Source organism: Roseivivax halotolerans (assembly GCF_900115815.1).
GTDB lineage: Bacteria > Pseudomonadota > Alphaproteobacteria > Rhodobacterales > Rhodobacteraceae > Roseivivax > Roseivivax halotolerans.
Genome location: NZ_FOXV01000001.1, coordinates 16,550 through 43,182, shown reverse-complemented (window position 1 = coordinate 43,182; position 26,633 = coordinate 16,550). Strand labels below are relative to the sequence as shown.

The 26,633-nt window shown below is 65.7% G+C and carries 30 protein-coding genes and 1 other RNA gene; 22 read left to right on the top strand and 9 right to left on the bottom strand.

What is annotated here, in order from left to right; all coding sequences use genetic code 11:
• Positions 1–91: 91 nt before the first annotated feature.
• On the bottom strand, positions 92–634 hold the full coding sequence (locus BM171_RS00240; protein ID WP_093008800.1) for a c-type cytochrome: 543 nt from the start codon (positions 632–634) through the stop codon (positions 92–94).
• A gap of 119 nt (positions 635–753) precedes the next feature.
• Between BM171_RS00240 and BM171_RS00235 the strand changes: the two genes are divergently transcribed.
• On the top strand, positions 754–1,593 hold the full coding sequence (locus BM171_RS00235) for a prephenate dehydratase (protein ID WP_093008799.1): 840 nt from the start codon (positions 754–756) through the stop codon (positions 1,591–1,593).
• Between the two features lie 72 nt (positions 1,594–1,665).
• On the opposite strand, the gene BM171_RS00230 is transcribed toward BM171_RS00235, so the two are convergent.
• Positions 1,666–1,908, bottom strand: coding sequence for a DUF3253 domain-containing protein (locus BM171_RS00230; protein ID WP_093009241.1), 243 nt, complete (start codon positions 1,906–1,908; stop codon positions 1,666–1,668).
• 250 nt (positions 1,909–2,158) lie between these two features.
• Here BM171_RS00230 and BM171_RS00225 point away from each other — a divergent pair, with 250 nt between their 5' ends.
• On the top strand, positions 2,159–2,668 hold the full coding sequence (locus BM171_RS00225) for a protein-tyrosine phosphatase family protein (RefSeq protein WP_093008798.1): 510 nt from the start codon (positions 2,159–2,161) through the stop codon (positions 2,666–2,668).
• A gap of 5 nt (positions 2,669–2,673) precedes the next feature.
• Here the strand turns inward: BM171_RS00225 and ffs are convergent.
• An RNA gene (gene ffs / locus BM171_RS00220) (signal recognition particle sRNA small type) lies at positions 2,674–2,770 on the bottom strand.
• 39 nt (positions 2,771–2,809) lie between these two features.
• Positions 2,810–4,543: a bifunctional metallophosphatase/5'-nucleotidase gene (locus tag BM171_RS00215; protein ID WP_175497461.1), complete on the bottom strand. Its 1,734-nt coding sequence runs from the start codon at positions 4,541–4,543 to the stop codon at positions 2,810–2,812.
• Positions 4,544–4,714: 171 nt separating this feature from the next.
• Here BM171_RS00215 and nudC point away from each other — a divergent pair, with 171 nt between their 5' ends.
• Positions 4,715–5,677 carry an NAD(+) diphosphatase gene (gene nudC, locus BM171_RS00210; RefSeq protein WP_093009240.1) on the top strand — a complete coding sequence of 321 codons (963 nt, stop codon included), beginning with the start codon at positions 4,715–4,717 and terminating at the stop codon, positions 5,675–5,677.
• 54 nt (positions 5,678–5,731) lie between these two features.
• Positions 5,732–6,196, top strand: a complete 465-nt coding sequence (locus BM171_RS00205; protein ID WP_093008796.1) for an SRPBCC family protein — start codon at positions 5,732–5,734, stop codon at positions 6,194–6,196.
• A 16-nt stretch (positions 6,197–6,212) separates the two neighbouring features.
• Here BM171_RS00205 and hemC read toward each other — a convergent pair whose 3' ends face one another.
• Complete coding sequence (gene hemC / locus BM171_RS00200; RefSeq protein WP_093008795.1) at positions 6,213–7,169, bottom strand: hydroxymethylbilane synthase; 957 nt, start codon at positions 7,167–7,169, stop codon at positions 6,213–6,215.
• Positions 7,170–7,264: 95 nt separating this feature from the next.
• Between hemC and hemE the strand changes: the two genes are divergently transcribed.
• On the top strand, positions 7,265–8,299 hold the full coding sequence (gene hemE / locus BM171_RS00195) for a uroporphyrinogen decarboxylase (RefSeq protein ID WP_093009239.1): 1,035 nt from the start codon (positions 7,265–7,267) through the stop codon (positions 8,297–8,299).
• Between the two features lie 6 nt (positions 8,300–8,305).
• On the opposite strand, the gene BM171_RS00190 is transcribed toward hemE, so the two are convergent.
• Positions 8,306–9,280 carry a DMT family transporter gene (locus tag BM171_RS00190; protein ID WP_093008794.1) on the bottom strand — a complete coding sequence of 325 codons (975 nt, stop codon included), beginning with the start codon at positions 9,278–9,280 and terminating at the stop codon, positions 8,306–8,308.
• A 145-nt stretch (positions 9,281–9,425) separates the two neighbouring features.
• Between BM171_RS00190 and BM171_RS00185 the strand changes: the two genes are divergently transcribed.
• The 3 genes from BM171_RS00185 (at position 9,426) to BM171_RS00175 (ending at position 11,681) form a co-directional block, all read left to right on the top strand.
• Entirely contained in the window at positions 9,426–10,367 is a 942-nt protein-coding gene (locus BM171_RS00185) for an ABC transporter ATP-binding protein (RefSeq protein WP_093008793.1), read from the top strand.
• A complete protein-coding gene (locus BM171_RS00180) occupies positions 10,364–11,125 on the top strand; it encodes an ABC transporter permease (protein ID WP_093008792.1) in 762 nt (253 codons plus the stop codon). Before BM171_RS00185 ends, BM171_RS00180 begins: the two co-directional genes overlap by 4 nt.
• Positions 11,126–11,222: 97 nt before the next feature.
• Positions 11,223–11,681, top strand: a complete 459-nt coding sequence (locus BM171_RS00175) for a cupin domain-containing protein (protein ID WP_093008791.1) — start codon at positions 11,223–11,225, stop codon at positions 11,679–11,681.
• A gap of 6 nt (positions 11,682–11,687) precedes the next feature.
• Here BM171_RS00175 and BM171_RS00170 read toward each other — a convergent pair whose 3' ends face one another.
• The gene (locus BM171_RS00170; protein WP_093009238.1) at positions 11,688–12,749 is read right to left on the bottom strand and encodes a YeeE/YedE family protein; all 1,062 of its coding nucleotides are present in this window, start codon (positions 12,747–12,749) and stop codon (positions 11,688–11,690) included.
• A gap of 144 nt (positions 12,750–12,893) precedes the next feature.
• On the opposite strand from BM171_RS00170, the gene BM171_RS00165 reads away from it, so the two are divergent.
• Positions 12,894–14,123, top strand: coding sequence for an MFS transporter (locus BM171_RS00165; protein ID WP_093008790.1), 1,230 nt, complete (start codon positions 12,894–12,896; stop codon positions 14,121–14,123).
• Between the two features lie 4 nt (positions 14,124–14,127).
• Here the strand turns inward: BM171_RS00165 and BM171_RS00160 are convergent, their stop codons facing one another.
• A complete protein-coding gene (locus BM171_RS00160; protein WP_093008789.1) occupies positions 14,128–15,723 on the bottom strand; it encodes a sodium:solute symporter in 1,596 nt (531 codons plus the stop codon).
• Positions 15,724–15,821: 98 nt separating this feature from the next.
• Between BM171_RS00160 and BM171_RS00155 the strand changes: the two genes are divergently transcribed.
• Together BM171_RS00155 and BM171_RS00150 are read left to right on the top strand one after the other, a co-directional pair.
• Entirely contained in the window at positions 15,822–16,691 is an 870-nt protein-coding gene (locus BM171_RS00155; RefSeq protein ID WP_093008788.1) for a 50S ribosomal protein L11 methyltransferase, read from the top strand.
• A 101-nt stretch (positions 16,692–16,792) separates the two neighbouring features.
• The gene (locus tag BM171_RS00150) at positions 16,793–17,134 is read left to right on the top strand and encodes a hypothetical protein (RefSeq protein WP_093008787.1); all 342 of its coding nucleotides are present in this window, start codon (positions 16,793–16,795) and stop codon (positions 17,132–17,134) included.
• A 76-nt stretch (positions 17,135–17,210) separates the two neighbouring features.
• Here the strand turns inward: BM171_RS00150 and BM171_RS00145 are convergent, their stop codons facing one another.
• Positions 17,211–17,423, bottom strand: coding sequence for a DUF1127 domain-containing protein (locus tag BM171_RS00145; protein WP_093008786.1), 213 nt, complete (start codon positions 17,421–17,423; stop codon positions 17,211–17,213).
• 229 nt (positions 17,424–17,652) lie between these two features.
• Here BM171_RS00145 and ruvC point away from each other — a divergent pair, with 229 nt between their 5' ends.
• The 11 genes from ruvC (at position 17,653) to BM171_RS00090 (ending at position 26,615) form a co-directional block, all read left to right on the top strand.
• Positions 17,653–18,201, top strand: coding sequence for a crossover junction endodeoxyribonuclease RuvC (gene ruvC / locus BM171_RS00140; protein WP_093009237.1), 549 nt, complete (start codon positions 17,653–17,655; stop codon positions 18,199–18,201).
• Complete coding sequence (gene ruvA, locus BM171_RS00135; protein WP_093008785.1) at positions 18,198–18,869, top strand: Holliday junction branch migration protein RuvA; 672 nt, start codon at positions 18,198–18,200, stop codon at positions 18,867–18,869. Before ruvC ends, ruvA begins: the two co-directional genes overlap by 4 nt.
• Before the next feature lie 4 nt (positions 18,870–18,873).
• Entirely contained in the window at positions 18,874–19,899 is a 1,026-nt protein-coding gene (ruvB, locus tag BM171_RS00130; RefSeq protein WP_093008784.1) for a Holliday junction branch migration DNA helicase RuvB, read from the top strand.
• A gap of 183 nt (positions 19,900–20,082) precedes the next feature.
• Positions 20,083–20,718 (top strand): hypothetical protein, encoded by a 636-nt coding sequence (locus BM171_RS00125; protein ID WP_093009236.1) that lies wholly within the window; start codon positions 20,083–20,085, stop codon positions 20,716–20,718.
• Positions 20,719–20,727: 9 nt separating this feature from the next.
• Positions 20,728–21,117 (top strand): tol-pal system-associated acyl-CoA thioesterase, encoded by a 390-nt coding sequence (ybgC, locus tag BM171_RS00120; protein WP_093008783.1) that lies wholly within the window; start codon positions 20,728–20,730, stop codon positions 21,115–21,117.
• Positions 21,118–21,244: 127 nt separating this feature from the next.
• Positions 21,245–21,940, top strand: coding sequence for a protein TolQ (gene tolQ, locus BM171_RS00115; protein WP_093008782.1), 696 nt, complete (start codon positions 21,245–21,247; stop codon positions 21,938–21,940).
• Between the two features lie 3 nt (positions 21,941–21,943).
• Positions 21,944–22,423, top strand: coding sequence for a protein TolR (tolR, locus tag BM171_RS00110; protein WP_093008781.1), 480 nt, complete (start codon positions 21,944–21,946; stop codon positions 22,421–22,423).
• Between the two features lie 11 nt (positions 22,424–22,434).
• On the top strand, positions 22,435–23,601 hold the full coding sequence (locus tag BM171_RS00105; RefSeq protein WP_093008780.1) for a hypothetical protein: 1,167 nt from the start codon (positions 22,435–22,437) through the stop codon (positions 23,599–23,601).
• A gap of 89 nt (positions 23,602–23,690) precedes the next feature.
• Entirely contained in the window at positions 23,691–25,013 is a 1,323-nt protein-coding gene (gene tolB / locus BM171_RS00100) for a Tol-Pal system beta propeller repeat protein TolB (RefSeq protein WP_093008779.1), read from the top strand.
• A gap of 152 nt (positions 25,014–25,165) precedes the next feature.
• Positions 25,166–25,696, top strand: a complete 531-nt coding sequence (gene pal / locus BM171_RS00095; protein ID WP_093008778.1) for a peptidoglycan-associated lipoprotein Pal — start codon at positions 25,166–25,168, stop codon at positions 25,694–25,696.
• 4 nt (positions 25,697–25,700) lie between these two features.
• A complete protein-coding gene (locus BM171_RS00090) occupies positions 25,701–26,615 on the top strand; it encodes a tetratricopeptide repeat protein (RefSeq protein ID WP_093008777.1) in 915 nt (304 codons plus the stop codon).
• Positions 26,616–26,633 lie beyond the last annotated feature (18 nt).

The window sequence follows — 26,633 nt, the reverse complement described above, 5'->3', positions numbered from 1 at the left end:
CCCGAAAAACGCGATGCATCCCGCTGCGTTCCTGAACGAAAAAGGGCGCGCGGCATTGCCGCACGCCCTTAGGGACTAGCGTGATCCGGGATCAGTCGTCGGTTTGATCGAGATAGGCGATCAGGTTCGCGCGATCCTCGGGGTCGGACAGGCCGTTATAGGACATCGAGGTGCCGGGCGCCCAGCCACGCGGGTTCTCGAGGAAGGCGTTGAGGTTCTCGGGAGTCCAGACGTCGCCCGCTTCGGAGAGCGCGCCGGAATAGCTGCCATAGCCGTCAGCGGTGCCGATGTCGCGGCCGACGACGCCGTAGAGGTAGGGACCGACAGCGTTCGCGCCCTCCTCGAGCTGGTGGCAGGCGCGGCATGCGCTGAAGACCCGCTCGCCCGCGCCGGCATCGGCGTTTTCCATCAAGGTGGCGAAATCGACTTCTTCTTCCTCTTCGGCCTCACCGCCTTCTTCGGCGACCTCGATCGGGAAGCCGCGTGCGACCTCTTCCTCGCCTTCCGCATGTTCGCCGCCGTGGCTTCCGCCGACGTGATAGACCGTCTCGGCCGCCCAGCCGCCGAGAAGGAACACAAGAAATGCGCCGCAGAAGCCACCAATGATTTTGGTGAAGGTCATCGTGTCAAACATGGGGTGCGTGTCCGTCGTACCTGAAGATTTGCGCCGCTATCTATTGGTTCCCATTCCGAGAGGCAAGGTATACTGACCGCGACCAAACGCCCAAGCCGCAAGAGTTGCAGAGACCGCTCATGACCGAGACGAAACGCATCGCGTTCCAGGGAGAGCCTGGAGCCTACAGTCACGAGGCCTGCCGGCACGCTCGGCCCGATCACGAAGCGCTGCCATGCCGGACGTTCGAGGACGCCGTGGAGGCCGTGAAGACCGGTGCCGCGGACTTGGCGATGCTGCCGGTCGAGAACTCGACCTACGGGCGCGTCGCCGATATTCATTCGCTGCTGCCGCAATCGGGTCTGAGGATCATCGACGAGGCGTTCGTGCGGGTGCACATCAACCTTCTGGCGCTGCCGGGCACGACGCTCGAAGAGATCACCGAGGCGCAAAGCCACACCGTTCTGCTGGGCCAGTGCCGGCGGTTCCTGAAGGAGCATGGCATCCACCGGATCACCGGGGCGGACACCGCAGGGTCGGCGCGGGCTGTGTCCGAGGGCGGAATCGCGCATCGTGGTGCGCTCGCTGCCGAGCTTGCGGCCGAGATCTACGGGCTCGACGTGCTCGCACGCCATATCGAGGACGAGGGCAACAATACCACGCGCTTCCTCGTGATGTCGCCCGAGGCCGATGACAGCCGCCGCGGCGATCACGGGATGCTCACGACGCTCGTTTTCCAGACGCGGAACATTCCCGCCGCGCTCTACAAGGCGATGGGGGGCTTCGCGACCAACGGCGTGAACATGACCAAGCTCGAGAGCTACCTCATCGGCGGCTCCTTCGAGGCGAGCCAGTTCTACGCCGATATCGAGGGCCATCCCGAGGATCCCGCTGTCGCCCGCGCGCTCGACGAGCTCGATTACTTCACCGAAAGCATGACGATCCTCGGCACCTATCCCCGCGATCCGCGCAGGCCCTGAAGGCGGGAGCGAGGGGCCAGCCCCTCGCGCTCCCCGCGGGTATTTGGGCCAATCCAAAGAGGGGACGTGTCGCTAGGCGTCCTTCCCGAGCGACAAGCGGATGGGGCCTTTCGCTTCTGCGGGGTCGACCGGGCGTCCCTTTTGCGTCGCCGCGAGCGGTAGCCCGGTCGCGAGGGCGCGGATTCTTGGCATAAGTGGGCGCCAGTCCTCCGCGAGGCTGCGCGCGACTTCGGACGGGCAGAAACTCTTGTCGGGTCCGCGCGCTCGGGCGAGGCGCATCATTTCGCTGCGGAGTGTCGCATCATCGGGCGTCATCGCCATCAATCTAGCGGGATTGCAGAATTTTCCCGCAAACGCGGCGGCTTGAATGGCAAGCGGCGCGAATTATGCCTTACCCTCCGGTTGTCGCGGTGTATCATGACAGTCGGGCTTGAGTTCGGGGGGACGGCCATGCAGCTCCGAGGGGTGCGGCGCAGCGACGATATCGAGATATTTCGCCGTTCGGTCGGCAGCGTGACGCGGTTCAAAACCGCCGCGGCCGGTCGGCTTTGAGGGGAGGCCGCGGATGGACGTGATCCATGCCCTTCCCGTGGGCGGAGGTATCCTCGCCATAGCGCCGATGCCGGGTGCGAGCGGCAGCTACGCGGACGATCTCGAACACGTCAAGAACTGGCGGCCCGCGCTGGTTCTGTCCCTGGTCACGCGGCTCGAGTTATACATGGCTGGCGCGGAGCGTTTCGGAAGCGATATGATGGAGCGGGGCACGCGCTGGGACCAGCTCGAGATCGAGGACGGTCAGGCACCCGATGCCGCCTTTGATACGAGGTGGGTCGCGGTATCGGGTTTTGCGCGGCGCGCGCTCCTGGGCGGTGGGCGCGTGCTGGTGCATTGCAAGGCCGGGTGCGGGCGTTCGGGCATGGCCGCGCTGAGGCTGATGATCGAGATGGGCGAGGCGCCGGACGAGGCGTTGCCGCGGCTCAGGGCCGTGCGGCCCTGCGCGGTCGAAACCGAGGCGCAGATGCGCTGGGCGCTCGCGGCGAAACCCGAGCCATCACGCTTCGTGAGGCATTCCTGAGGGGAGGTGAGAGGCTGGAACGCGACCCAAGCGGGACTCGTTACGGCTGCTTCCTTCCGGACCTGACCGGGTTGGCGAGGCGCTCGCCCGCGCCAGCCTCTCAACGGACGACTTAGGCGCCGCGCGGCGGATTCGCAACCCTCAGAGCGCGATGCGGACGCGGCCCCGATCTTCGCCGGGACACTCCTCCCACTGGAGGCCCGCGGCCTCTGCGACGGCTCTCGCGCGTCCTGGCAGGCTGAAGAGCGCCGTTCTGCCTGGCTGGGGCAGGAAGTGCCATCCGGGTTCGGGTGCGGGCCGAACGGGACCGGACGTCTGGATATGATGGATCAGCATGTCGCGGATAAGGCCGGGGCTTTCATAGATGATGCGGTCGTCCGCGAGATCCGCCCAGATCCGGGCGCGATAGCTGCTTGCGGCGAGAAGGAGTTCGTCATGTGGGCCAATCGGCTGTCCGCAAGGCAACGCCATCTCGCGGATGCGGCGACCGGGCGCGGCTGAGAGGTCGATGGCGAACCGCATCCCGTGCGCCAGATCGAATCCGTAGCCCGGTACCGACGGGTCTAGGATTTCCGTGTCCTCTGTCTCCGCCGGCATCGGGCGGTAAAACCGCGCGGCCCGTTCCAACCAGTCGCGTAATTCGGAGCCGGTCATCTTCAGGATCGTGAGGCGGTTGGCGAACGGGTAAAGCAGATAGGCGTGGCGCAGCAGCAGGGGTCCGGGAGGGATCTGCACGAAATTGTCCGGGCTGCCGTCATGGCTGGTCCGGTAGGGCGCCGCCGAGGCAAAGAGCGGCGTCTCGCGCCACCTTTCGCCCAGCCGCTTGCGCGCCTCGCGCTGCATGGCATCGGCAATGAGCTGCGTTGCCGCGAGCGGCCTGATCCCTGCAAGGCAGGTCTCCAGCGTCAGGGAGGTCTCGCCGATCCGTTCCGATAGGATCGATCGGACGCGATCGTGCAGCGGCGCTGCGAGGTTGGAGACGGTCCTCGCCGCAGGTCCGGGTTCGCGCGTCGCCGGTCTCAATTCGCAGTGCTTCTGGACGATCTTCCATCCTGTCGCCTCGGAGAACGTCAGGTCGAGGTCAATGAGCCCGAGATGCGAGCCGAAGGCACCGGGCGCGACGATCGGTGCGACGCCTTCGGACCCGGCTTCTGCAGCTTCCTGATGCCGATGACCCGAGACGACCGCGTCAATGCCGTCCAGCCGGGCAACCTTGCGCGCGTGATCGTCCCCGGATGCGTCCGATGCGTCGGACCCCAATCCGCAGTGACAGAGTGCCACGACGAGATCCGCCCCGTGGCGGCGAAGTTCCGGGATCCAGGCCCGTGCCGTATCGGTGATATCGCGCCCCTTCAGCCGGGCGACCGGCCGACAGTTTGCGGCGAGCGGCATGCGCGGTGGAATGAAGCCCAGGACGCCAAGGCGAATGGTCCGCACGCGGTCCGGCCCGGTCCGCACCTTCCTCTCGAAAAGGGCGAATGGGCGCAAGAACGATGTGTCCGCGATCGGGTCTTCAGCAAGCTCCGTGACGAGGTTGGTCAGAATGAACGGGAAGGGCGCCGAGGCGACTATGTAGGTCAGCCTGTCGACGCCGAAATCGAAATCGTGGTTTCCGGGCACGGCAGCGTCCAGGCCGAGATCTCCGAGCGCGCGGGCCACCGGGTGCGGCGTCAGACCAAGCGCGCTGTTCGCCACATGCTCGGCCAGAACGTTCCCCTGGTAAGTGTCACCGTTGTCGAACAGGAAGGACGTTTCGGCCTCGGAACGCGCATCCGCGACGATATCTGCGAGACTGGCCAGCCCGAGACCGACATTCGGGCAATCCCTGTCGTAGTCGAAGGGCAGGAGCCAAGAATGCAGGTCGGTGATGGCCATGAGGCGTATGCGGCCGTGCTCCGTGTCACCGGCTGGCATATTGCTGGTTGCGCCGGGCAATCTCATCCCCTTGAGTGTGCCGGACAGACGATACGGGCGGCAGACGATTAGTGCAATCTCGGGTTGTATATTTTTGAATAGTGTCGCCTTTTTGTAGTTGGGTTGGATACGATGGATCATGCGGAAACAGTGACGTTTGGCGGCTCCGGGTTGGATCGTGCGGCGGAATGCCGCGCGGATACCGGGGGCATCGCACGGTTGCGCTCGCATAAAAGCGGGCGGTTTGCTTTGCTCTGGCGCGGCAAACCGTTGCTCAGCGCGGGGAATCCGGCGCGACTTCTGTTGCTCCCGACAGATCACCCGGTGATGCGCGACAGCGGGCCCGAGATCTTCATCGGGCGTGACGACATTGGCCCGCTTTTTGCGGCCGATCTTTCGGGCTGGGAGCCGGAAGATATCGACGAGGAGGCGTTGCGCCGCTTCGCGGACACGAGCGAGCAGGTGCATCCCGACTGCCCCGAAGGACGCTTCGCCGAATTGCGGCGGGTCATGACGTGGCTGACGCCCCGCGAGGCTGAGATCGCGGCGACCGCTCGCGCGCTTTTCAGTTGGCACGGGACGCATGCGTTCTGCAGCAAGTGCGGCGCGCCTTCCGAGATCGCGATGGCGGGGTGGCAGCGCAAATGCCCATCCTGCGGCGCGTCACACTTTCCGCGCACCGACCCGGTGGTGATCATGCTGGTCACCCACGGCCCGCACACGCTTCTCGGGCGCGCGCCGTTCTGGCCGGAGAGCATGTATTCCTGCCTTGCGGGGTTCGTGGAGCCCGGAGAGACCGTCGAGGCCGCCGTGCGCCGCGAGGTCTTCGAGGAAACGGGCGTCAGGACGGGCCGGGTGCGCTATCTTGCGAGCCAGCCCTGGGCATTTCCGAACTCGCTCATGATCGGGTGCCATGCAGAAGCGCTCAGCACCGAGCTGACGCTGGATCCGGTGGAAATCGAGGATGCGCAATGGGTGACGAAGGAACGGTTGGTCGCTGCTCGTGCCGGAGAGGACACGGGTCTGATGCCGGCGCGCGAGGGCGCTATCGCGCATTTTCTGTTGACCAATTGGCTTGCAGACAGGCTCGATTGAGGGAAGAGTTCGCGCAAACCTGGCGGCACGGCCAGGGTGTGCAGGGAGCGGAACATGCAATTTTCCCACAAAGAGGATATCGAGGCCCCGTTGGACGAGGTTTTCGCGGCGCTCAGCGATTTCGACACGATCGAACGCTCCATCCTGCGGCGCGGGGTCGAGGTGGCGCGGACCGATCGGCTCGCGGGCCCCTGCGCCGGGATGACCTGGCGCGCGACATTCTCTTTCCGGGGCAAGAGCCGCGATGCCGAGGTCGTGCTTAGCCGGTTCGAGCCGCCGACGCTGATGGTGTTCGACAGCGTCTCGGGCGGGCTCGAGACGCGAACCATCGTGGAATGCGTGGCTTTGTCGCGGAGCCGTACGCGGGTCGGGATCGACACGACGCTCACCGCGAAGACCCTTTCGGCGCGGCTGATCCTGCAATCGATGAAGCTTGCCAAGGGGCGCATCGACCGGAAGTTCAAGGATCGCGTGGCCTCCGCCGCGACGGAGCTGGAGCGCCGCCTGAAACGGACCTAACGGCGCGCCTCCCTCGTCAGACGCGGTTGTCGATCCAGTCGAAGAAATTCGGCCCGCCGAGATCCAGAAGTTCGCGTGCAAGGTCGCGGCCCATTTCCGGCCCGTCTGAAACCGCGCCGTCCCGTTCGCCCGAATGGGCTTCGCTGCCATCGGGGCGCAAGACTTCACCGCGCAGGTGCAGACGGTCGCCGGTGACGACAGCGAGCCCTGCGATGGGCGTCTCGCAAGAGCCGTCAAGCGCGGCCAGGAAGGCGCGTTCGGCCACGAGCTGATCTGCCGTGGCCGGATCGTGGATCGCGGCCAGCATCTCGGCCACGCGCATATCGTCCTCGCGTCGCTCGATGCCGATGGCGCCCTGGGCAATGGCGGGCAGCATGTCGGAGGTCTCGATCGGGTGCTGCGGCACGTCGCTCATGCCGAGGCGGTTGAGTCCGGCCCGCGCCAGGAACGTCGCACGGGCCACGCCGTCATCGAGTTTCTTCAGACGTGTCTGCAGGTTGCCGCGAAACTCAACCACGTTGAGATCGGGCCGCCGCACCAGAAGTTGCGCGCGCCGGCGCAGGCTCGACGTGCCGACGGTCGATCCCTCGGGCAACTCCGCAATGGCCGTGAACTCGGGCGAGATGAACGCGTCGCGCGGATCCTCGCGGGGCAGGTATGTGTCGAGCACCAGTCCCTCGGGCTGCAGCGTCGGCATGTCCTTCATCGAATGGACCGCGATGTCGATCTTGCCCGACAGCATGTCCGCCTCGATCTCACGGGTGAACAGGCCCTTGCCGCCGATCTCTTTCAGCGGCCGGTCGATGATCTTGTCGCCGGTTGTCTTGATGACGACGATCTGGAACGCCTCGTGCGGCAGGTTGAACGCCTCCGCCAGCCGGTCGCGGGTTTCGTTCGCCTGTGCCAGAGCCAGCGGCGATCCGCGTGTGCCGATCTTCAGGGGTGCGTCGGGGGTGGGAAGTGCCTCGGTCATGCGCCCTGATTAGACGTGGCGCGCGGCACTGACAAGCGAACTTGACACTCAGCGCGCGGCAAGGGACACCCGGAGAGATTGATGAAGGGCAAGGACTGGCGATGACGAAGACGATCCTGAGAGCTCTGGCCGGTGAGGCGCAATCCACACCGCCGATCTGGATGATGCGCCAGGCGGGCCGCTACCTGCCCGAATACCGCGCGACCCGGGAGAAGGCCGGGGATTTCCTGTCGCTCTGCTACAATCCCGAACTTGCCGCCGAAGTGACACTGCAGCCGATCCGCCGCTACGGCTTCGACGGCGCGATCCTGTTTGCAGATATCCTGCTGCTGCCGCAGGCTCTGGGCGCGGATCTGTGGTTCGTGAAAGGCGAGGGGCCGCGCCTGTCGACCGTGACGACCGAGGCGGATTTCGAGAAACTGAAGCCCGTTCACGCCATCGACGAGATATTGTCGCCGGTCTACGAGACGGTGAGCATCCTCTCGCGCGAGTTGCCGTCCGAGACGACGCTGATCGGCTTCGCCGGTGCGCCGTGGACGGTGGCGACCTACATGATCGCAGGCCAGGGCACACCGGATCAGGGTCCGGCCCATGCGCTCAAGGACGAGAACCGGCCGCTCTTCGAGCAGCTTCTCGGAAAGATCACCGAGGGGACGATCGAATATCTGTCCAAGCAGATCGAGGCCGGGGCCGAGGTCGTGAAGATCTTCGACAGCTGGGCCGGATCGCTCTCGGGCGAAGACTTCGACCGCTACGCGACCGAGCCTGCGCGGATCATCACCGAAGCGCTGAAGCGGCGGCATCCGGGCGTGCCCGTCATCGCCTTCCCGCGCCAGGCGGGCGATAAGTATGTCGGCTTCCACGCCGCGACAGGAGCCGATTGCGTCGCGGTCGACGACAGTGTCGAGCCGGAATGGGTGGCCGAGCATGTCCAACCCTCGGGCTGCGTTCAGGGCAACCTCAAGTCGTCGCACATGGTGACGGGCGGCGAGGATCTCGTGCGCGAGACGCGCCGCATCGTCGAGGCGCTGAAGGGTGGGCCGCACATCTTCAACCTCGGCCACGGGATAACCCCGGACGCGGACCCGGACAACGTTCAGCGGATGATCGACGCGGTGCGCGGCGGCTGAGGCCGCTCAGCGCAGCCGTCCGCGTCCGCGCGGCGGCGTGACCGGACGCGCCTTGGCGCGCTCTCGCAGGAACACCGTCAGACCCGCGCCGATGATGATCGCGGAGCCGATCCAGGTTGGCAGGACCGGCCATTCGGCGAAGAAGATCCAACCCCAGAGGATGGCGAGCGGCAGCCCGAGATATTCGAAGGGCGCGATGATGGACGCGTTCGCGAGCCGGTAGGCCGCCGACAGGCAATAGCCCACGAGGCCCGAGGCGAGCCCGAGCCCCGCGAAGACCGTGATATCGCCGGTTGCAGGCCAGACCCAGGCGCGCAGCAGGAACACGAGGCTGTCGCTCTCGAACCCGTCGGCGAATCTGCCGCTGCCCGCGATCAGGAAGAACAGCATGGAGACCGCAAGGAAGGTCGTCTGGATATAGACCGCGAGCGCGGCGGCAGGCGCCGTCGCGCCGAGCTTTCGCGTCAGCACCTGGAGCATCGCGTAGAGGAAAGCCGCGACCACTGGCAACAGGTAGGTCACCCGCGGCACATCCGCGGCCACGGCGCTGCCCGGAACCTGCATCAGTGCGACGCCCGAGAACCCCGCGAGAACGGCGAAAAGGCGCACCGGTCCTACCGTCTCTCGCAGGATCGGGATCGACAGGAGCGTGATGAAAAGCGGTGCTACGAAGAACAATGCCGTTGCCTGTGCCAGCGGCAGCACCGCCACCGCAGCATAGAAGGTCATGTTCGCGGAGACGACCAGAAGTCCGCGCATCAGGTGCAATCCGGGCGTACTCGTTTTCAGGCGCGCCCACCCGCCTTCGAACTGCAGGATCACGAGCGTGATCGCCAGCCCGATGGCCGAGCGGATGCCGACGATCTGGTGCAGCGGATAGGCACCGGAGAGGCCCTTGATGAGGACGTCATTCACGGAGATCGCGGTGACGCCGAGACAGATGAGGGCAATGCCGAGGGCGGGGCGGTCGGTTGTGGACATACAAAGCCCTTAGACCGGCGCGCGCGGCAAGGGAATGGGGCGCGGTCCGCAGGACATGCGCGAAGCTCCCCCTGCGCCAGCGCACATTGCCGAACCCTGCTTGGCCGCCTAGCTTGCCCGCGAGGCGAGCAGAGGGAGTGTGCCGATGCCGGCGATGGTCGAAATCACGAATGCCGAGAAGACCTACAAGGGCGGCTTTCAGGCCTTGAAGGGCGTCAATCTCGAGATCCGCGAGGGTGAGATCCTGGCGCTCCTCGGTCCGAACGGTGCGGGCAAGACGACGCTCATTTCCACGATCTGCGGGATCACCATGCCGACGGGCGGGACGATCCGCGTCGGTGGCCACGATGTCGTCACCGAATTCCGCAAGGCCCGCGCGCTGATCGGCCTCGTGCCGCAGGAGCTCACGCTCGAGCCGTTCGAGACGGTCTGGAGCGCGGTCCGCTTCTCGCGCGGGCTTTTCGGTGCGGCGCCCGATGAGGCCTATCTCGACGATCTGCTGAAGCGGCTGTCGCTCTTCGACAAGAAGCACAGCCAGCTTCAGGAGCTTTCGGGCGGGATGAAGCGGCGGGTGCTGATCGCCAAAGCGCTCAGCCACGATCCGAAGGTGCTGTTCCTCGACGAGCCCACGGCCGGCGTCGACGTGGAACTGCGCCGCGACATGTGGGAGATCGTCTCGGCGCTCAAGGAAACCGGCGTCACGATCATCCTGACCACCCATTACATCGAGGAAGCCGAGGCGATGGCCGACCGGATCGGCGTGATCTCGGACGGCCAGCTGCTGCTCGTCGAGGAGACGGCGTCGCTGATGGCGCGTCTCGGCAAGAAAGAGATGCGGATCAGCCTCGCCGAGCCACTGACGGAGGTGCCCGCGTCGGTATCCGACTACGAGCTGACGCTCGAAGAGGATGGCGCGCTGTTGATCTACACCTACGACACGCGCGCCGAGCGCACGGGAATCGCCCGGCTGGTCGCGGCGCTGGCCGAGGCTGGCGTCGTCATCTCTGATGTGGAAACGCGGCAAAGCTCCCTCGAGGACATCTTCGTCGGACTCGTACGCAAGAACGACAAGGAGGATGCGGCATGAACTGGACGGCTGTCTGGTCGATCTACCGCTTCGAGATGGCGCGGTTCGTTCGCACCCTTCTGCAGAGCCTGATCTCGCCCGTGATCTCGACTTCGCTCTACTTCGTTGTCTTCGGCGCGGCGATCGGCAGCCGGATCGACGAGGTGGAAGGCGTGTCCTACGGCGCATTCATCGTGCCGGGGCTCATCATGCTCACGGTAATGACGCAGGCGATCTCCAACGCGTCCTTCGGGATCTACTTTCCGAAGTTCATCGGCACGATCTACGAGCTTCTCTCGGCCCCGATCAGCTTTCTCGAGGTGATCCTCGGCTATGTCGGCGCGGCGGCGACGAAATCGCTCTTCATCGGGCTGATGATCCTGCTGACAGCGTCCTTCTTCGTCGAGCTCGAGGTCCAGAACTGGCCCGCGATGCTGGCCTTCCTGGTCCTGACCTGCACCAGCTTCGCGCTCTTTGGGTTCATCATCGGGATCTGGGCCTCGAATTTCGAGCAGCTCCAGCTTGTCCCGCTTCTGGTGGTGACGCCGCTCGTCTTCCTCGGAGGCTCGTTCTACTCGATCTCGATGCTGCCCGAGGCCTGGCAGACCGTGGCTCTGTTCAACCCGGTCGTCTACCTCGTCTCCGGGTTTCGCTGGTCCTTCTTCGGCATGGCCGATGTGCCGGTCGCGGTCAGCCTTCTGGCCATCGCGGGCTTCACGCTTCTTTGCACGCTCGCGGTCTGGTGGATCTTCCGCACCGGCTGGCGGATCCGCAGCTAAGGCTCAAAATCGACCTTTCGTCAGTCGCACGTGAGACAGACGGCCTCCTCGTCTTATGGCACTTCGTCCGAAATTCAGCGTCAGGAGGAGGCGCATCATGGACTTCGCGGAACTGACCACGGGCGATTTCGACCAGATCGACCTCGGGGCCTTGCCGGTCGTGGCGAATGCCGACCACGCCCCGCTCGAAGGCGGTGAAGACCCCGCCTTCGGCACTGTGCGGTGGCGGACGCTGTTCTCGGCTGACCGGACGGCAACCTCTGGCATGACCCTCGGCGTTGCGGAATTCGGCGCGGGCGGCACGCTCAGGCCGCACCGGCACGGCCCGGCGGAGTTCTATTTCGGTCTCGCGGGCTCGGGGATTGTCACGATCGACGGCGTCGCCCACGAGATCGCGCCGGGCGTTGCGATCTTCATCCCGGCAGAGGCCGAGCATGGCACTATTGCGGGCGAAGAGGGGCTGCGGTTTCTCTACGGGTTCCCGAAAGACCGCTTTGCTGACGTTGACTACCGGTTCACGGCCTCGGCCGGCGAGAGTTCGACCGTCCAGGCTTGATAAGGCTCAGGCTGCGGCCGCTTCAGGCCGCGCCTTCAGTACCATGTGCGTGACCATGCCGCCGACCCACATGGCCGTGAGCGCGACCCAGGCTGTACCGGCGAAGATCGCCCCGCCGGTCACGCCCGCGCCAATCGCACAGCCGCCGGCAAGCATGCCTCCGAACCCCATCAGAGCCGCGCCGATCATCGCGCGGCGCATCGGCGCGGGACCATCGAAACCTTGAACGCGCAGCTCCCCCGTCAGGGCTGCCGCGATGAAAGCCCCGAGGAACACGCCCGGCACGAGTCCGACATCGAATCCGAGAACCGGGCTGCGCTCCAGGAAGAACATGAGCGTATTGGCCGAGGGCCCGGTGAAGGTGGCCGATGTCACCACAACCGGCTCGAACGCGACCTGGGACAGCGCATGGGTCAAGCCGTAGCCAAGCGCGACTGCGAAACCCACGCCCGAGGCGAAGGCCAGCCGCCAAGCACCGATGCGCCGCCGCCGTGACAACTCAAGCGCGACGAGCGCAATGAGGCATCCGAGGACGAGGCCTGACCCGCTCGGCAGTCCGAGCGCGGGCAGAAGGTCGAGGTTGCGGCCTCCTTCGGTGGTCCAGGCCCGCGCGATGCTGTCGCGCAAAGGTGCGAGCCATCCCGAAAGGCTCATCTGCGCGACGACGGCGAAAATCAGGCCCGAGACGACCGAGCGCAGGTTGCCAGTCGCGGCAAGGACGAGCAGCCTGCCGGAACAGCCCTTGGCCAGGATCATGCCGACACCGAACAGCGCACCGCCCACGATCGCGCCCGACCAGCTTCCGGGCACGGCCATGATGCGGGCCTGGGACGGATCGAAAAGACCGAGCGCCCGTGCGCCCTGCACCCAGACCAGAGCCGTCGAAAAGGTCAGAAGCCAGACCGCGACCCGGTCCCCCAGGCGGCCCTCGGCGAATTCGGCCACGGCCGCGCGCAGGCAGAAACGCGATCTTTGCGCTGCGACGCCGAAGACAAGTCCGGTCACGAGACCGAAAAGCGCTGCTGTCCTCGGCTCTCCGATCCAGTCGAGAAGTGCGATAAGGTCCATGATGGGCATCCCGAGTTTCCGGGAGGATATGCACCGGACGGTCGCGCGCGACCTTGATCTGGATCATGTGCCGACCCGCAACGATCTTCAGGCGCATGATTTGCCATCTCGCCAAGCTCTCCAAATCGGCGTAACCGCTTGAGCATGAAAGTCGTGCCTCTTTCCGAAGCCCGGACCCTGCCGATCTGGCGGCGTCCCGTGACGCTTCTGTTCCTGATGGCGATCGCCATGCCACTGTCCTTCGCGACGTGGTCGGCGCTGCTGAACAACTTCGTCATCGAGGCGGCGGGATTCGACGGTGCCGATATCGGCTGGCTGCATACGGTGCGCGAGATTCCGGGCTTTCTGGCCGTGGGCGTGATCGCCGTGATCATCTTCGTGCGCGAGCAGGTGCTGGCGCTCGTCTCGCTGGCGCTTCTGGCGGTCGCGACCGCGATCACCGCCTTTTTCCCGACGATGGGCGGGATCCTGACGGTGACGATGCTCTCCTCCATCGGCTTCCACTACTACGAGACGGTCAACCAGTCGCTGCAGCTGCAATGGCTGCCCAAGGCGGACGCGCCGCGCGTCCTCGGCCTCTTGCTCGCGGCGGCCTCGGGCGCAACGCTGCTGGCCTATATCGCCATCGTCATGACCTGGGAGGCGCTCAATCTGTCCTACGCCTTCGTCTACATGGTTTCGGGCGGGCTGACGCTGGTGATCGTCGCCTATTGCTGGTTCGCCTTTCCGCAATTCGAAGCGCCGAACCCTCAGGTTAAGAAGTTCATCCTGCGCCGCCGCTATTGGCTTTACTACGCGCTGCAATTCATGTCGGGCGCACGGCGGCAGATCTTCGTCGTCTTCGCAGGCTTCATGATGGTCGAGAAGTTCGGCTTCGAGGTCCACGAGGTGACGGGGCTCTTCCTCATCAACCTCGTCGCCAACATGATCTTCGCGCCGCTCATGGGGCGCGCGGTTGGCCGGTTCGGGGAACGCAACGCGCTCAGTTTCGAATATGTCGGTCTGACACTCGTCTTCCTGGCCTATGGCGGGCTCTACTGGTTCGGCTGGGGCGTGATCCTGGCGGCGTTCCTGTACGTCGTTGACCACATCTTCTTCGCGCTCGCCCTCGCGCTGAAGACCTATTTCCAGAAAATCGCCGATCCGGGCGACATCGCACCCACCGCAGCGGTTGCCTTCACGATCAACCACATCGCGGCGGTCTTTCTGCCCGCGGCGCTCGGGTATCTCTGGCTCGTCTCACCCCAGGCGGTGTTCACCCTTGCGGCCTGCATGGCAATGACCTCGCTCGGCCTTGCGCTTTTGATCCCGCGCCATCCCGAGCCGGGGCATGAGACGATCTTCGCCCGCCTCGCGCCAGCCCCGGCAGAGTGATGCCTCACCAGAAGCCGATCAGGATACCCAGCATCGCGCAGCCGAGGAGCACCGCCCAGAGCTTCACATTGGCCCAGATCGGCGCATCGTCCCGCAGTGCTTCCGTCGCCATCTCGCGTGTCCAGGTGACACCTTCGACGTCTTCACCCTGTCCGTGTGTGCCTGACAGGCTGACGGCGGTGAAGATCACGCAGGAGACGAGCGTCATCAGACCCACATTCGCGGTGAAGTGGATGGGCCAGTAGCCGAGCTGCGTCGCGATGAAGACCGCGATGGCGATGCCGTGCCCGGCCCAGAGCGTCGTGAAGGCTGCGGTATCGGTGCCGCGCTTCCAGAGCGCGCCCAGGATGAAGATCGCCACGACCGGCGGTACCAGGACCGAGAAGGCCTGCTGCAGGTAGTCCCAGAGCCCGCCCATGTCGTCGATGAACGGCGCCCACAGGATCGCGATCGTCATCAGCACAAGCGTGGTGATCTGGCCGATCCGGCGCTGCTCGGACGGTTCGCGGTCGGCGATGTTCATGAAGTCATGCCCGATCAGCGTCGAGGACGAGTTGAGCGTGGAGTCGACGCTCGACATGATCGCGGCGACAAGGCCCGCGAGCACGAGGCCGGTCAGGCCGGCGGGCAGCACGGTGGTGGTGATGGTGGGGAACACCATGTCGGCATTGCTGAGGTCCGGCACGACCGAGATCGCCATCGCCCCCGGCAGGACCATGATGAACATCGGAATGATCTTGAGAAAACCGCCAAGGATCGCGCCGCGCTGGGCCTCGCGCAGATCGCGTGCGCCGAGGACGCGCTGCACGATGTACTGGTTCGTCACCCAGTACCAGAAGCCCAGGAGCGGCACGCCGAAGAACAGGCCCGTCCAGGGCAAAGTCTCGTTGTCGCGCGGCAGAACGAGGTTGAGCTGGTCTTCGTTCGGCATGCTCTCCTTGACGTTCGCCCAAGAGAAGTCGTTTCCCTGAAAGAGGATGAAGGTCATCGTCGCGCAGCCGATGATGAGGACAACCGCCTGCAGAACGTCGGTATAGACCACGGCCTTGAGGCCGCCCGCAGCCGTGTAGACGCCGGCGAAGATGCCGAGACCGACGCAGGTCTGCCAGATCGGAATATCGGGGAAGAAGGTCTTCACCACGACGCCGCCCGCATATAGCCCGCCCGCCGTGTCGACGATCACGGTCAGAACGATGGTCACCGCCGAGAAATAGAGCCGCGCACGTCGGTCGAAGCGTCGCTCGAGCCATTCGGGGATCGTGGTGACGCGCGACTTGAAGAACAGCGGCGCGAAGATGAACGCGAGCAGGATCAGCGGAATACCCGCCATCCATTCATAGGCCGAGGTCGCAATCCCGGTCGTGTAGGCTGCTCCTGTCAGGCCGATCAGCGTCGTCGAGGAGATGTTCGATGCGAAGAGCGAAAAGCCGACAATGCCCCAGGTCAGTGTGCGTCCGGCAAGAAAAAGATCCTCGCCGCTCTCGGTTCGTCGGCTCACCCACACACCGATCGCGATGATCACTAGGAAGTAGGCGGCGAGAACCCAGAGATCGAGCGACGTGATCGCACTCTGGACCGCTTGCGACGCATTGCCTTCCATGGAACAACCTCCCTGGAAATTTCAGCCCGTGAACATGGAACCGGCGAAAACCCGCTTTGTTCCCACATCTTTTCGCCAAGCCGAGGATCGATCGCCCGATGCCCACATTCACCGCCTTTTCCACGACGCAAGGCAAAGCCGGGGCGGAAGCGCTGGGCGACGCCCTCGAGGACATGGATCCCGCACCGACCGGCGTCGGGGTATTCGAGATCGAAGACGGGTCCGGGCGCTGGGAGATCGGCGGCTATTTCGAAGAGGCCCCGGACGAGATCGAGCTCGCGCTCCTCGCCGCCGCCTACGAGGCAACGCCCTTCGTGATCTCGGAGCTGCCCGAGACCGATTGGGTCGCGAAAGTTCGGAGGGATCTCAGCCCGGTCGAAGCCGGGCGGTTCTTCGTCTATGGCAGTCACGACGCGGACAAGGTGCCAAGCACCTCCATTCCGCTCCTGATCGAAGCGGCGATGGCGTTCGGGACGGGACATCACGGCACGACGCTCGGGTGTCTTCGGGCCCTCGACCGGCTGATCGCGGCAGGCGAGACCAAGCACAATACGATCGATGTCGGCTGCGGCACCGCCGTTCTTGGTATGGCTGCCGCGATGATCTGGCCCGAAACGGTGCTTGCCTCCGATATCGACGCGGTTGCGGTCGAAGTGGCCGAAGCCAATGTCGCGGCGAACAGACTTGTCGGCCGGGTCCGCTGTCTCGAGGCGACGGGCTTCGACCATGACGACATCGCGGCGGCTGCGCCGTTCGACCTCGTCTTCGCGAATATCCTGATGGCGCCGCTGATCGAGCTTGCGCCCGACATGGCGCGGCACACGTCGAAAGGGGCCCACGCGATCCTGTCGGGCATCCTGAACCCGCAAGCGGACGAGGTCGTGGCGGCCTATGTTGCAGCCGGATTCAGCCTCGCGCATCGCGAGGAAATCGGCGAATGGACCACGCTGACGCTCACCCGGGACTAGACGCGCGCCCAGACCCGTCGGACTTGTCTAAATTTCGCCTTAATCTGATACTAAATGCGGGAGTGCAGGTGGGGGCCTGCCATCGAGGTACCAGTTCTGCCATGGATACCGCACACAAGTCTTTCATTCAGCGTCAGAAGAAGCTGAACAAGAAACACCGTCGCCTCGCGTCGGGATATGTGAATCGTCTCAACGAGAACGGCGTGATCGAGCATCGTCCGAGCCGCGATTACCTGCGCCTGACGCTCGCACCCTTCGTGATCCTCGTGGCGTTCTTCTTTGCATTCAAAGCGCTGCTGCTGACGCATCTCGGCGACGCGGATTACCTGGCGCATCTTGCCGCGCTGGAAACCGGTAACCTCACCGAGCAGGTCGGCGCGCGCCTGATGTCGCTCGATCCCGTTACGCAGTTCCTCGCCGATATCGCCGCGCAGCTCATCTGAGCCCATCGCGACAAAGAAAAACCGCGCCTCTCGATCCGAGGGCGCGGTTTTTTTTGTTCGCACGGGGCGGAGACTGTCACCAGCGGCGACGCGACACCCGTGCAATATCGGCGCGTGTCAGCCCGATATCGTCGAGTTCGCGATCCGTCAGTGCGGACAGCGCCTTGTGAGTTCGGCGGGTTTCTTGCCAGTCCGTGGCAACGCGAGTAGCAGCCGTGAGGACGGAGCCGATGCGGCCAGCCATGTCGGCGGGCCCCAGGAGCGGGTTGTGTGTGTCGATGGACGCCATTGGAAGACCTGTACGAAGGAGGAGTTTGCCGTGTCGCACAGGGCAATTAGGGATTCGTAAATGCCCGGACAAGCTGCAAAAAATGCATGGCTCGCATGCTAATTGTGCAGAATGAAAACTGCCGGAAACGCCGCGTCAAACGTCGCAAATCGCCCAGCCCCGCGGAGCCTTCGCACGAAAGCGACATTGCGTGTCGCAAATGGAGTGGCTCGGCAATCACACTTGGCGGATGTTCGCCTTTCGTGCTAACCCAGTGGAAACAACAAACGGGGCGGCAGTGGCACGAGTTCTGGGAATCGATCCGGGGTTACGCAACCTCGGCTGGGGGGTGATCGACGCCGATGGCGGGCGTCTGCGCCATGTTGCGAACGGCACCTGCCATTCGGAACCGGGCGAGTTGGCGCCGCGGCTCCTCTCGCTTTACCGCCAGCTCTCCGAGGTCGTGCGCCGCTATGCGCCCGACGCCGCCGCCGTCGAACAGACCTTCGTCAACAAGGACGCGGTCGCCACGCTGAAGCTTGGCCAGGCCCGCGCCATCGCGCTGCTCGTTCCGGCGGAGTTCGGCCTAGAGGTCGGCGAATACGCCCCGAACAAGGTCAAGAAGACGGTGGTCGGCGTCGGCCACGCGCAGAAGCAGCAGATCGACCACATGGTGCGGATGCAGCTGCCAGGCGTGGAGATCGCCTCTCCGGACGCCGCTGATGCGCTTGCCATCGCGATCTGCCACGCGCATTACTCCCGCGCCCCGCGTCTGAAAGAAGCCGGAGGCGCGGCATGATCGGGCGCATCGCGGGCCGCGTCGAATACAAGGCCGATGATCACGTTCTCGTCGATGTGCGCGGGGTCGGCTACGTCGTTTACTGCTCCGACCGGACTCTCGCCCAGGTGCCCGGTCCTGGGGAGGCGGTTGCGCTTTTCACCGACCTTCTCGTGCGCGAGGATATCCTGCAGCTCTTCGGGTTTCTCAGTCTTGTCGAGAAGGAATGGCACCGCCTTTTGATGTCTGTGCAGGGGATCGGCGCGAAAGCCTCGCTGGCCATTCTGGGCACGCTCGGGCCCGACGGGGTCAGCCGCGCGATTGCGCTCGGCGACTGGAACGCGGTGAAGGCCGCCAAGGGCATCGGCCCCAAGACGGCGCAACGCGTGGTCATCGAGCTCAAGGACAAGGCGCCGACGATCATGGCCATGGGCGCGCAGGTGAGCGCTCCCTCTCCCGCCGCTCAGGACGAGGTGCTCGATCCCGGCGATACGGCCGCACCGCGCACTCCGGCGCCGCGCCCCGCGACCAGCCAGACCGCGCAGGCGGAAGCGCTCTCCGCGCTCGGACATCTCGGCTACGGGCCAGGCGAAGCCGCCTCCGCTGTCGCCGAAGCCGCCGCAAGCACGCCCGAGGCGGATACAAGCACGCTCATCCGCGCGGCGCTGAAACTTCTTGCGCCGGCATGACGCGATGAGCGATCCCGATCCCATTCTCCGCCCCGAAAGCACGCCAGAGGATCGCGACCGCGCGCTGCGTCCGCAAGTTCTCGACGATTTCGTCGGGCAGGCGGAGGCGCGTGCGAACCTGCGCGTCTTTCTGCAATCGGCCCGCACCCGCGGCGAGGCGATGGACCACACGCTCTTTCACGGGCCTCCCGGCCTCGGCAAGACGACGCTGGCGCAGATCATGTCGCGTGAGCTTGGCGTCAATTTCCGCATGACCTCGGGGCCCGTCCTGGCCAAGGCGGGCGATCTCGCCGCGATCCTGACCAATCTCGAGGCGCGCGACGTTCTTTTCATCGACGAGATTCACCGCCTGAATCCCGCCGTCGAAGAAGTGCTCTACCCGGCGATGGAGGATTACGAGCTCGATCTCGTGATCGGCGAAGGCCCGGCCGCCCGCACCGTGCGGATCGAGCTTCAACCGTTCACGCTGGTCGGGGCCACGACGCGGCTCGGGCTTCTCACGACGCCGCTCCGCGACCGGTTCGGGATCCCGACGCGCCTTCAGTTCTACACTGTCGAGGAACTCGACATCATCGTCAGCCGCAACGCCGAGAAGCTCGGCGTGCGCGCCGACCCCGAGGGCGCGCGGGAGATCGCGCGGCGGGCACGCGGCACGCCCCGGATCGCCGGGCGGCTCCTGCGCCGGGTCGTCGATTTCGCGGTGGTGGAGGGCGACGGGACGATCACGCGCGCTCTTGCGGACAACGCGCTGACCCGCCTCGGTGTCGACGGGCTGGGCCTCGACGGGGCGGATCGCCGGTATCTCTCGCTCATCGCCGAGAATTATGCCGGTGGCCCGGTGGGGATCGAGACGATCGCCGCGGCGCTTTCGGAGGCGCGCGACGCGATCGAGGAGGTGATCGAGCCCTACCTTCTCCAGCAGGGCCTCATCGCCCGTACGCCGCGCGGACGGATGCTCGCGCAGAAAGGCTGGGCGCATCTCGGTCTGCCGGCGCCGCAGACGCCGGGACAAGGCGCGCTCTTCGAATAATCGCCTCTGTTCTTGGGTTGGCTGAAATACTGCGGGGAGCGCGAGGGGCCGCGCCCCTCGCCTGCGGGATGATCGGAACGATCAGCCCGCCAGAGATGCGCGGGCGGCCTTGCCGCCCGCACGCTTGTCTCACGTGCAAGTCGCTTGCTCCGAAGCGCGCGGGATGCCAAACCCGCGCCCATGATGACGCCCGAGGATATCGAAGCGCTGTTCACGCGCGCGGACGGAAGTTACGTCTTCGCCCGCTGGGGGCGGCCGATTGCGCCCATCGTCTTCGGTGTCGAGGACCGGACGCTCTCCACGGTCAAGGGCGCGTTCGAGGCGGTGATGGCGCTCTCTGGTCACAAGATGGCAGAGACCGATCCCGAGCTTGGCTCGAACACGATGGTCTTCTTCCTGCGCGACTGGGACGAGCTGGCCGCCGTGCCCGACCTCGATCGCCTGGTCGAGGGGCTGGCACCGCTTCTGGAGCGGCTGAAATCCATCGAGGCAAACCAATACCGCGTTTTCCGCTTCGACGAGGCAGGTGCGATCAAGGCCTGTTTCATCTTCATCCGCATGGACGATGAGCTGTCCCAATTGCCCGCCGAGACACTGGCACTGAGCCAGGTTGTGCAATCGGTGCTGCTATGGTCCGATCTTGCCTTCACCAAGCGATCCGCGCTCGGTCAACTCGACGACGGACGCGTGGTGCTACGGCCCGAGATCGCCGGCCTCATCCGCGCGGCTTTCGATCCGGTGATGCCCTCCTTCGCCGATGATCCGAGCCACGCTCTGCGCCTGCATGCGCGTCTTTCGACGCAAGCCCCGAGCCAATAGGAAAGCGCGATGGTCCATACCTTCCCGATCCGGGTCTATTACGAAGACACCGACATGGCGGGGATCGTCTATTACGCCAATTACCTCCGCTACATCGAACGCGCCCGGTCCGACTGGGTGCGTGCGCTCGGGGTCGATCAGAACGCGATGCGCGAGAAGGACGGCGTCGTCTTCGTCGTGCGCCGCGTCGAGGCCGATTACATCGCGCCGGCCAAGTTCGACGACGAGCTTGTTGTCCGCACCGAGACGAAATCGGTGACCGGGGTGCGGCTCGTCATGCACCAGGAGGTCTGGCGCGGCGATACGCTGCTCTTTCAGGCAGAAGTGCTGGTCGTCTGCGTGAACGAGGCGGGCGGCGCGGCCCGCCTGCCGGCGAATATCCGCCAAAAGCTGCACTGAATACCGCTTTCACCGCGGTTTCGGCGCGTTGTCACCCTAATGTGTTGGCCTTGAGAGGCGACATCGCGTATGCCTGCCTGTAAAGGCGGCCCGGAAAGAGGCCGCATCGGCAGTAAAGAGCAGGCTCATGGAAACGGAAACCCTCGCGCTCGCGTCGGAGATTGATTTCTCCATGTGGGCGCTGTTCGCCCGCGCCACCTTCACCGTCAAGCTGGTGATGCTCGCGCTTATCCTCGCAAGCTTCTGGTCCTGGTCGATCATCGTCCAGAAGATCATCTCCTACCGCGCGGCCAAGGCAGAGGCCGACCGTTTCGACCGGGCATTCTGGTCGGGCGAGCCGCTGGACGAGCTGTTCGACCAGATCGGCATGGATCCTTCGGGCCGGTCCGAGCGCGTCTTTGCCGCGGGCATGATGGAGTGGCGCCGCTCGCACCGCGATGACGGCAACCTTATCGCAGGCGCGCAGGCCCGGATCGACCGGTCGATGGACGTCGCCATCCAGAAAGAGGCCGAAGAGCTTCAGGCGGGCCTCGGGGTTCTCGCCACGGTGGGGTCGGTCACGCCCTTCGTCGGTCTTTTCGGCACGGTCTGGGGCATCATGCACGCCTTCGTCGAGATCGCCCAGCAGCAGAACACCTCGCTTGTCGTGGTCGCGCCCGGTATTGCCGAGGCACTCCTCGCGACGGGTCTCGGCCTGCTGGCGGCAATTCCGGCGGTGATCTTCTACAACAAGCTGTCGACGGATGCGGAACGTCTGATCGCGGGCTACGAGGCCTTCGCGGACGAGTTCTCCACCATCCTGTCGCGGCAACTGGATAGCTGAGCCATGGGCGCAGGGGTCAGACAGGCGGGAGGCAGCGGCGGCAGCCGCAGGCGGCGGCGCCGTTCGGGCCGCGCGCAGCCGATGTCCGAAATCAACATCACGCCCTTCGTGGACGTGATGCTGGTGCTCTTGATCATCTTCATGGTCGCCGCGCCGCTGCTGACGGTCGGCGTGCCGGTCGAGCTGCCGAAAACGGCCGCGACCGCGCTTCCGTCGGACAACGAGGAGCCGCTCACCGTCACCATCTCGGGCGACGGAACCGTGACGATCCAGACCACCGAGGTCGCGCGCGAAGAGCTGGTCGGCAGGCTTCGCGCCATCGCAGAGGAACGCTCCGACGATCGCGTCTATCTGCGCGCCGACGGGGCCGTGCCCTATGACACGGTGGCGCAGATCATGGGCGCGCTCAATGCGGGCGGCTTCAGTTCGATCGGGCTTGTCACCGATATCGGCGGACCTGCGCTCGACGGCACCGGAAACTGAGGAGAGGCCCCGTGACCACGGGTCAGATCATCTCGGGTATCGGCCATGGGGTCCTGATCCTGTGGGTTCTGTTCGGCGGGCTGTTCCGACCGAACCCGGACCCCGTGCGGGTTCAGGACGTCTCGGTCCTGTCCGAAGAAGATTTCGCGGCGCTCTCGCAGCCGTCCGCGCCGCCCGAGGCCGCCGAGGAGATCGACGCGCCGCCCGCGCCCGAGACGGAGGAAGCTCCGCCGCAGCAGCCGACGCCGGAAAGCGTGCGCCCGCCGCAGGCCCGTCCCGAGCCGACACCCGAGCCCGAACCCGAAACGCCGCCTGAGCCTGTGCAGCCGACGCCGCCCGCCGAGGTGACCGACAGCGTGCCGGAGCTGCCTCAGCCCGAGCCCGAACCTGAAAGCACCGCGCCGGACGTCGCCGACACCCCGACACCCGAATTCGCCCCGCGCGTCGCGCCCGATCCGGTGCCGCAGCCTGAACCGGATGCACAGGTTGCCGAAGACGTGCAGGACAGCGTCTCCCCCGATGCGGACTCGCCTGACACGGCAGAGGTTGAAGAGCAGGAAGCCACGCAGCCCGAGGCCGCGACAAGCGAGATCGTGACCGAGGCCGAAGAGCCTGCGCGCGCGCCCGACAGTTCGATGCGGCCGCAAACCCGGCCGAACCGGCCGACGCCGCAGCCGGCTCCGGAACCGGAGCCCGAAACGCAGACGGCCGAGACATCGGAGCCCGAGCCCGAACCCGCCCCCGAACCGGCGCCAGATCCAGAGCCCGCGCCTGAAAGCCCCGATGGTGTAGAAGCCGCGCTCGCCGAGGCGCTTGGCGGCGGCACGACGGACCCGCAGCCGGACCTGCCGACCGGGCCACCACTCACTGGCGGCGAGCGCGACGCGCTTCGGGTGGCGGTCCAGCGCTGCTGGGTGGTCGATGTCGGCAGCCAGGCCGCGAACGTGACGGTCGTGGTCGCCATGCGAATGGAGCAATCGGGCCAAGTCGTGAGCGACTCGCTGCGGATGATCGAGTCGTCGGGCGGCGACAACCAGGCAGCCCAGACTGCCTACCAGGCCGCCCGACGCGCGATCCTGCGCTGCCAGGGAGATGGCTTCCCGCTGCCTCCCGAGAAATACGCGCAATGGCGCGAGATCGAGATGGTCTTCGATCCATCCGGCATGAGGCTGCGCTGATGGGCGGCCTCGCGTCGTTGTCTGTTTTGTCCCTTCCGCCCGCGCGATATGGTCGCCCGAGCGCATCCCTCCCGAGGAAAGGCACGCCGATGAAACTCATTCTCTCCTGTCTCATGGCGCTGACGCTTGTCATCTTCGGCGCCCCGTCCCAAGCCCAGGACGGCCCGCTCCGGATCGAGATCACCGAAGGCGTGATCGAGCCCTTGCCCTTCGCCGCGCCGACCTTCGTGGCCGAAGGCGCGCAGGCGCAGCAATACGCCCAGGAGATCACGCAGGTCGTGCGCAACGATCTGACCGGGACAGGGCTCTTTCGCCTCATCTCTCAGGATGCGTTCATCAGCCAGATCACCAGCTTCGAAAGCCCGGTGCAGTTCGCCGATTGGCGCGCGATCAACGCGCAGGCGCTCATTACCGGCGCGGTCAGCACGGACGGGGCAGGGCGCGTCGTCGTGAAGTTCCGCGTCTACGATGTCTTCGCCGGAACCGAGCTCGGCCAGGGGATGCAGTTCGCGGGCACCGCGGACGGGCTGCGACGGATGGGTCACAAGGTCGCCGACCAGGTCTATTCGCGGATCACCGGCGAGGGTGGTTACTTCGATAGCCGTGTGGTCTTCGTTTCGGAAAGCGGGCCCAAGGATAATAGGGCCAAGCGGCTCGCGATCATGGATTACGACGGCGCGAACCTGCAATACCTGACCGACAGTTCGTCCATCGTTCTCGCGCCGCGGTTCTCACCGAACGGAGACCGGGTGCTCTACACGAGCTACCAGAGCGGCGAGCCGAGGGTGCATGTGCTCGACGTGGGCTCTGTCCAGAGCCGCATCCTGCCCTCGCAATCAGGCACGATGAGCTTCTCGCCGCGTTTCGCGCCGAACGGTCAGCGTTTGCTCTATTCCGCGACGAACGGGGCGAACACAGACATCTACTCGATGGAAATCGCGACCGGACAGGCGGCGCAGATCACGACGGCTCCCTCGATCGAAACAGCGCCCAGCTTCTCGCCGGATGGCAGCCAGATCGTTTTCGAGAGCGACCGCTCGGGCACGCAGCAGCTTTACATCATGCCCGCCGGCGGCGGCGAGGCGCGGCGGATCTCGTTCGGGGAAGGGCGTTACGGCACGCCGGTCTGGTCGCCGCGCGGCGATCTCATCGCCTTCACCAAGCAGAATGCGGGCCGTTTCCACATCGGCGTGATGCGGACGGACGGTTCGGAGGAACGCCTCCTGACGGCTTCGTTCCTCGACGAGAGCCCGACCTGGGCGCCGAACGGCCGCGTTTTGATGTTCAGCCGCGAGACGCAAGGGGAAACCGGCTCCTCGGCCCTCTACTCGGTGGACATTTCCGGGCGGAACCTCAAGCGGGTGACGACGCCGTCGGGCGGGTCCGATCCCAACTGGGGACCGCTGCAATGACGTCACTGGCGGAGCGAGGGGCCAGCCCCTCGCGCTCCCCGGAGTATTTTTTGCCAGATCATGGGGAAAGAACGCGAGCCGAAGCGGCCGACGATTCCCTTGGGCCGGTGGCTGTGGTAGCCTTCCGGCAAACAAAGAGCAGGACCTAGAACATGCGTATCACGACATTCACGAGCCTTGCGCTCATTGCGACGATCGCCATCGCCGGCTGCACCCGCGCGGACCGTTTCGGCGAGGGGGCCGATGGCGCCGGCGGGGCTGGCGGAATGGCCGGTGCCAACGCGGGCGTCGTTCCAGGCAGCGCGAACGATCCCACCTCGGCGGCCTATTTCAACCAGACGATCGGAGATCGCGTGCTCTTCGCGGTCGACCAGTCGACGCTGAGCCCGTCGGCGCAGGACACGCTTCGCCAGCAGGCGCAATGGCTGACGTCGAACCCGTCCTACCAGGCGGTGATCGAGGGCCACGCGGACGAGCAGGGCACACGCGAATACAACCTCGCCCTCGGCGCGCGGCGCGCGAATGCCGTCATGGAATACCTTGTCGCCCAGGGTGTTGCGGAAAGCCGTCTGCGCTTCGTCTCCTACGGCAAGGAGCGGCCCATCGAGGTCTGCTCGACCGAGAGCTGCTACATGCAGAACCGGCGCGCGGTGACCGTCATCGCCGGCGGCGCGCTGAGCTGATCCGATGATCCGCGCCGTCTTCCTTTCCTTCGCGCTTCTCGCCACGCCTGTCGCCGCACAGGCGCAGGACGGCGAGACGCTGGCTGATATCCGGCAGGACCTGTCGGTCCTGAATTTCGAGCTGCAGAAGCTCCGGCGCGAATTGTCCACGACCTCGGGCTCGGACGTACAGGTCGGCGGCGGCACCATCGACCGGGTGAATACGATCGAGGCCGAGCTTCAGCGTCTGACCTCGCGGACCGAGGAGCTGACCTTTCGCATCGACCGCGTGGTGCAGGACGGCACGAACCGGATCGGCGATCTGGAGTTTCGTCTCTGCGAGCTCGAGGACGACTGCGATATCGGCAGCCTCGGGGAGACACCGTCGCTCGGAGGCACCGCGCCCGCAACGGGCGGCTCCGGCGATCTCGGCGATGTGCCCACCGACGGCACGGCGACGCCGTCCGATATCGAGGTGGGCCCGGGCCCCGCGCCGGCGGAAGGCAGCGCGTCATCGGGCGGCGACAGCCTTCCGATTGCAGGCGGCGCACAGCTTGCCGCCGCCGAAGAGGCCGATTTCCGCGAGGCGCAAGCGGCGTTGAACGAGCAGAACTGGCAGGCGGCGGCCGATGCCTTCGCATCGTTCCGCCAGACCTATCCTGGCGGCCCGCTCGATTCCGCGGCGCTTCTGGGCCGGGGGCGAGCGCTCGAGGGGCTGGGGGACACGCGGGAGGCCTCGCGCGCCTATCTCGAAGCCTGGAACACCTATCCCGACGCGCAGACCGCGCCGGAAGCCCTGTTCCTTCTCGGACGCGGGCTTGGCCGGCTGGGCTCCACCCAGGAAGCCTGCGTCACGCTGTCCGAAGTTGCGACGCGCTATCCTGGTAGCGACGCGGTTGGACGCGCCCAGCAGGAACGCCAATCCCTCGGCTGCCAGTGAATCACGCCCCGTCGCTCG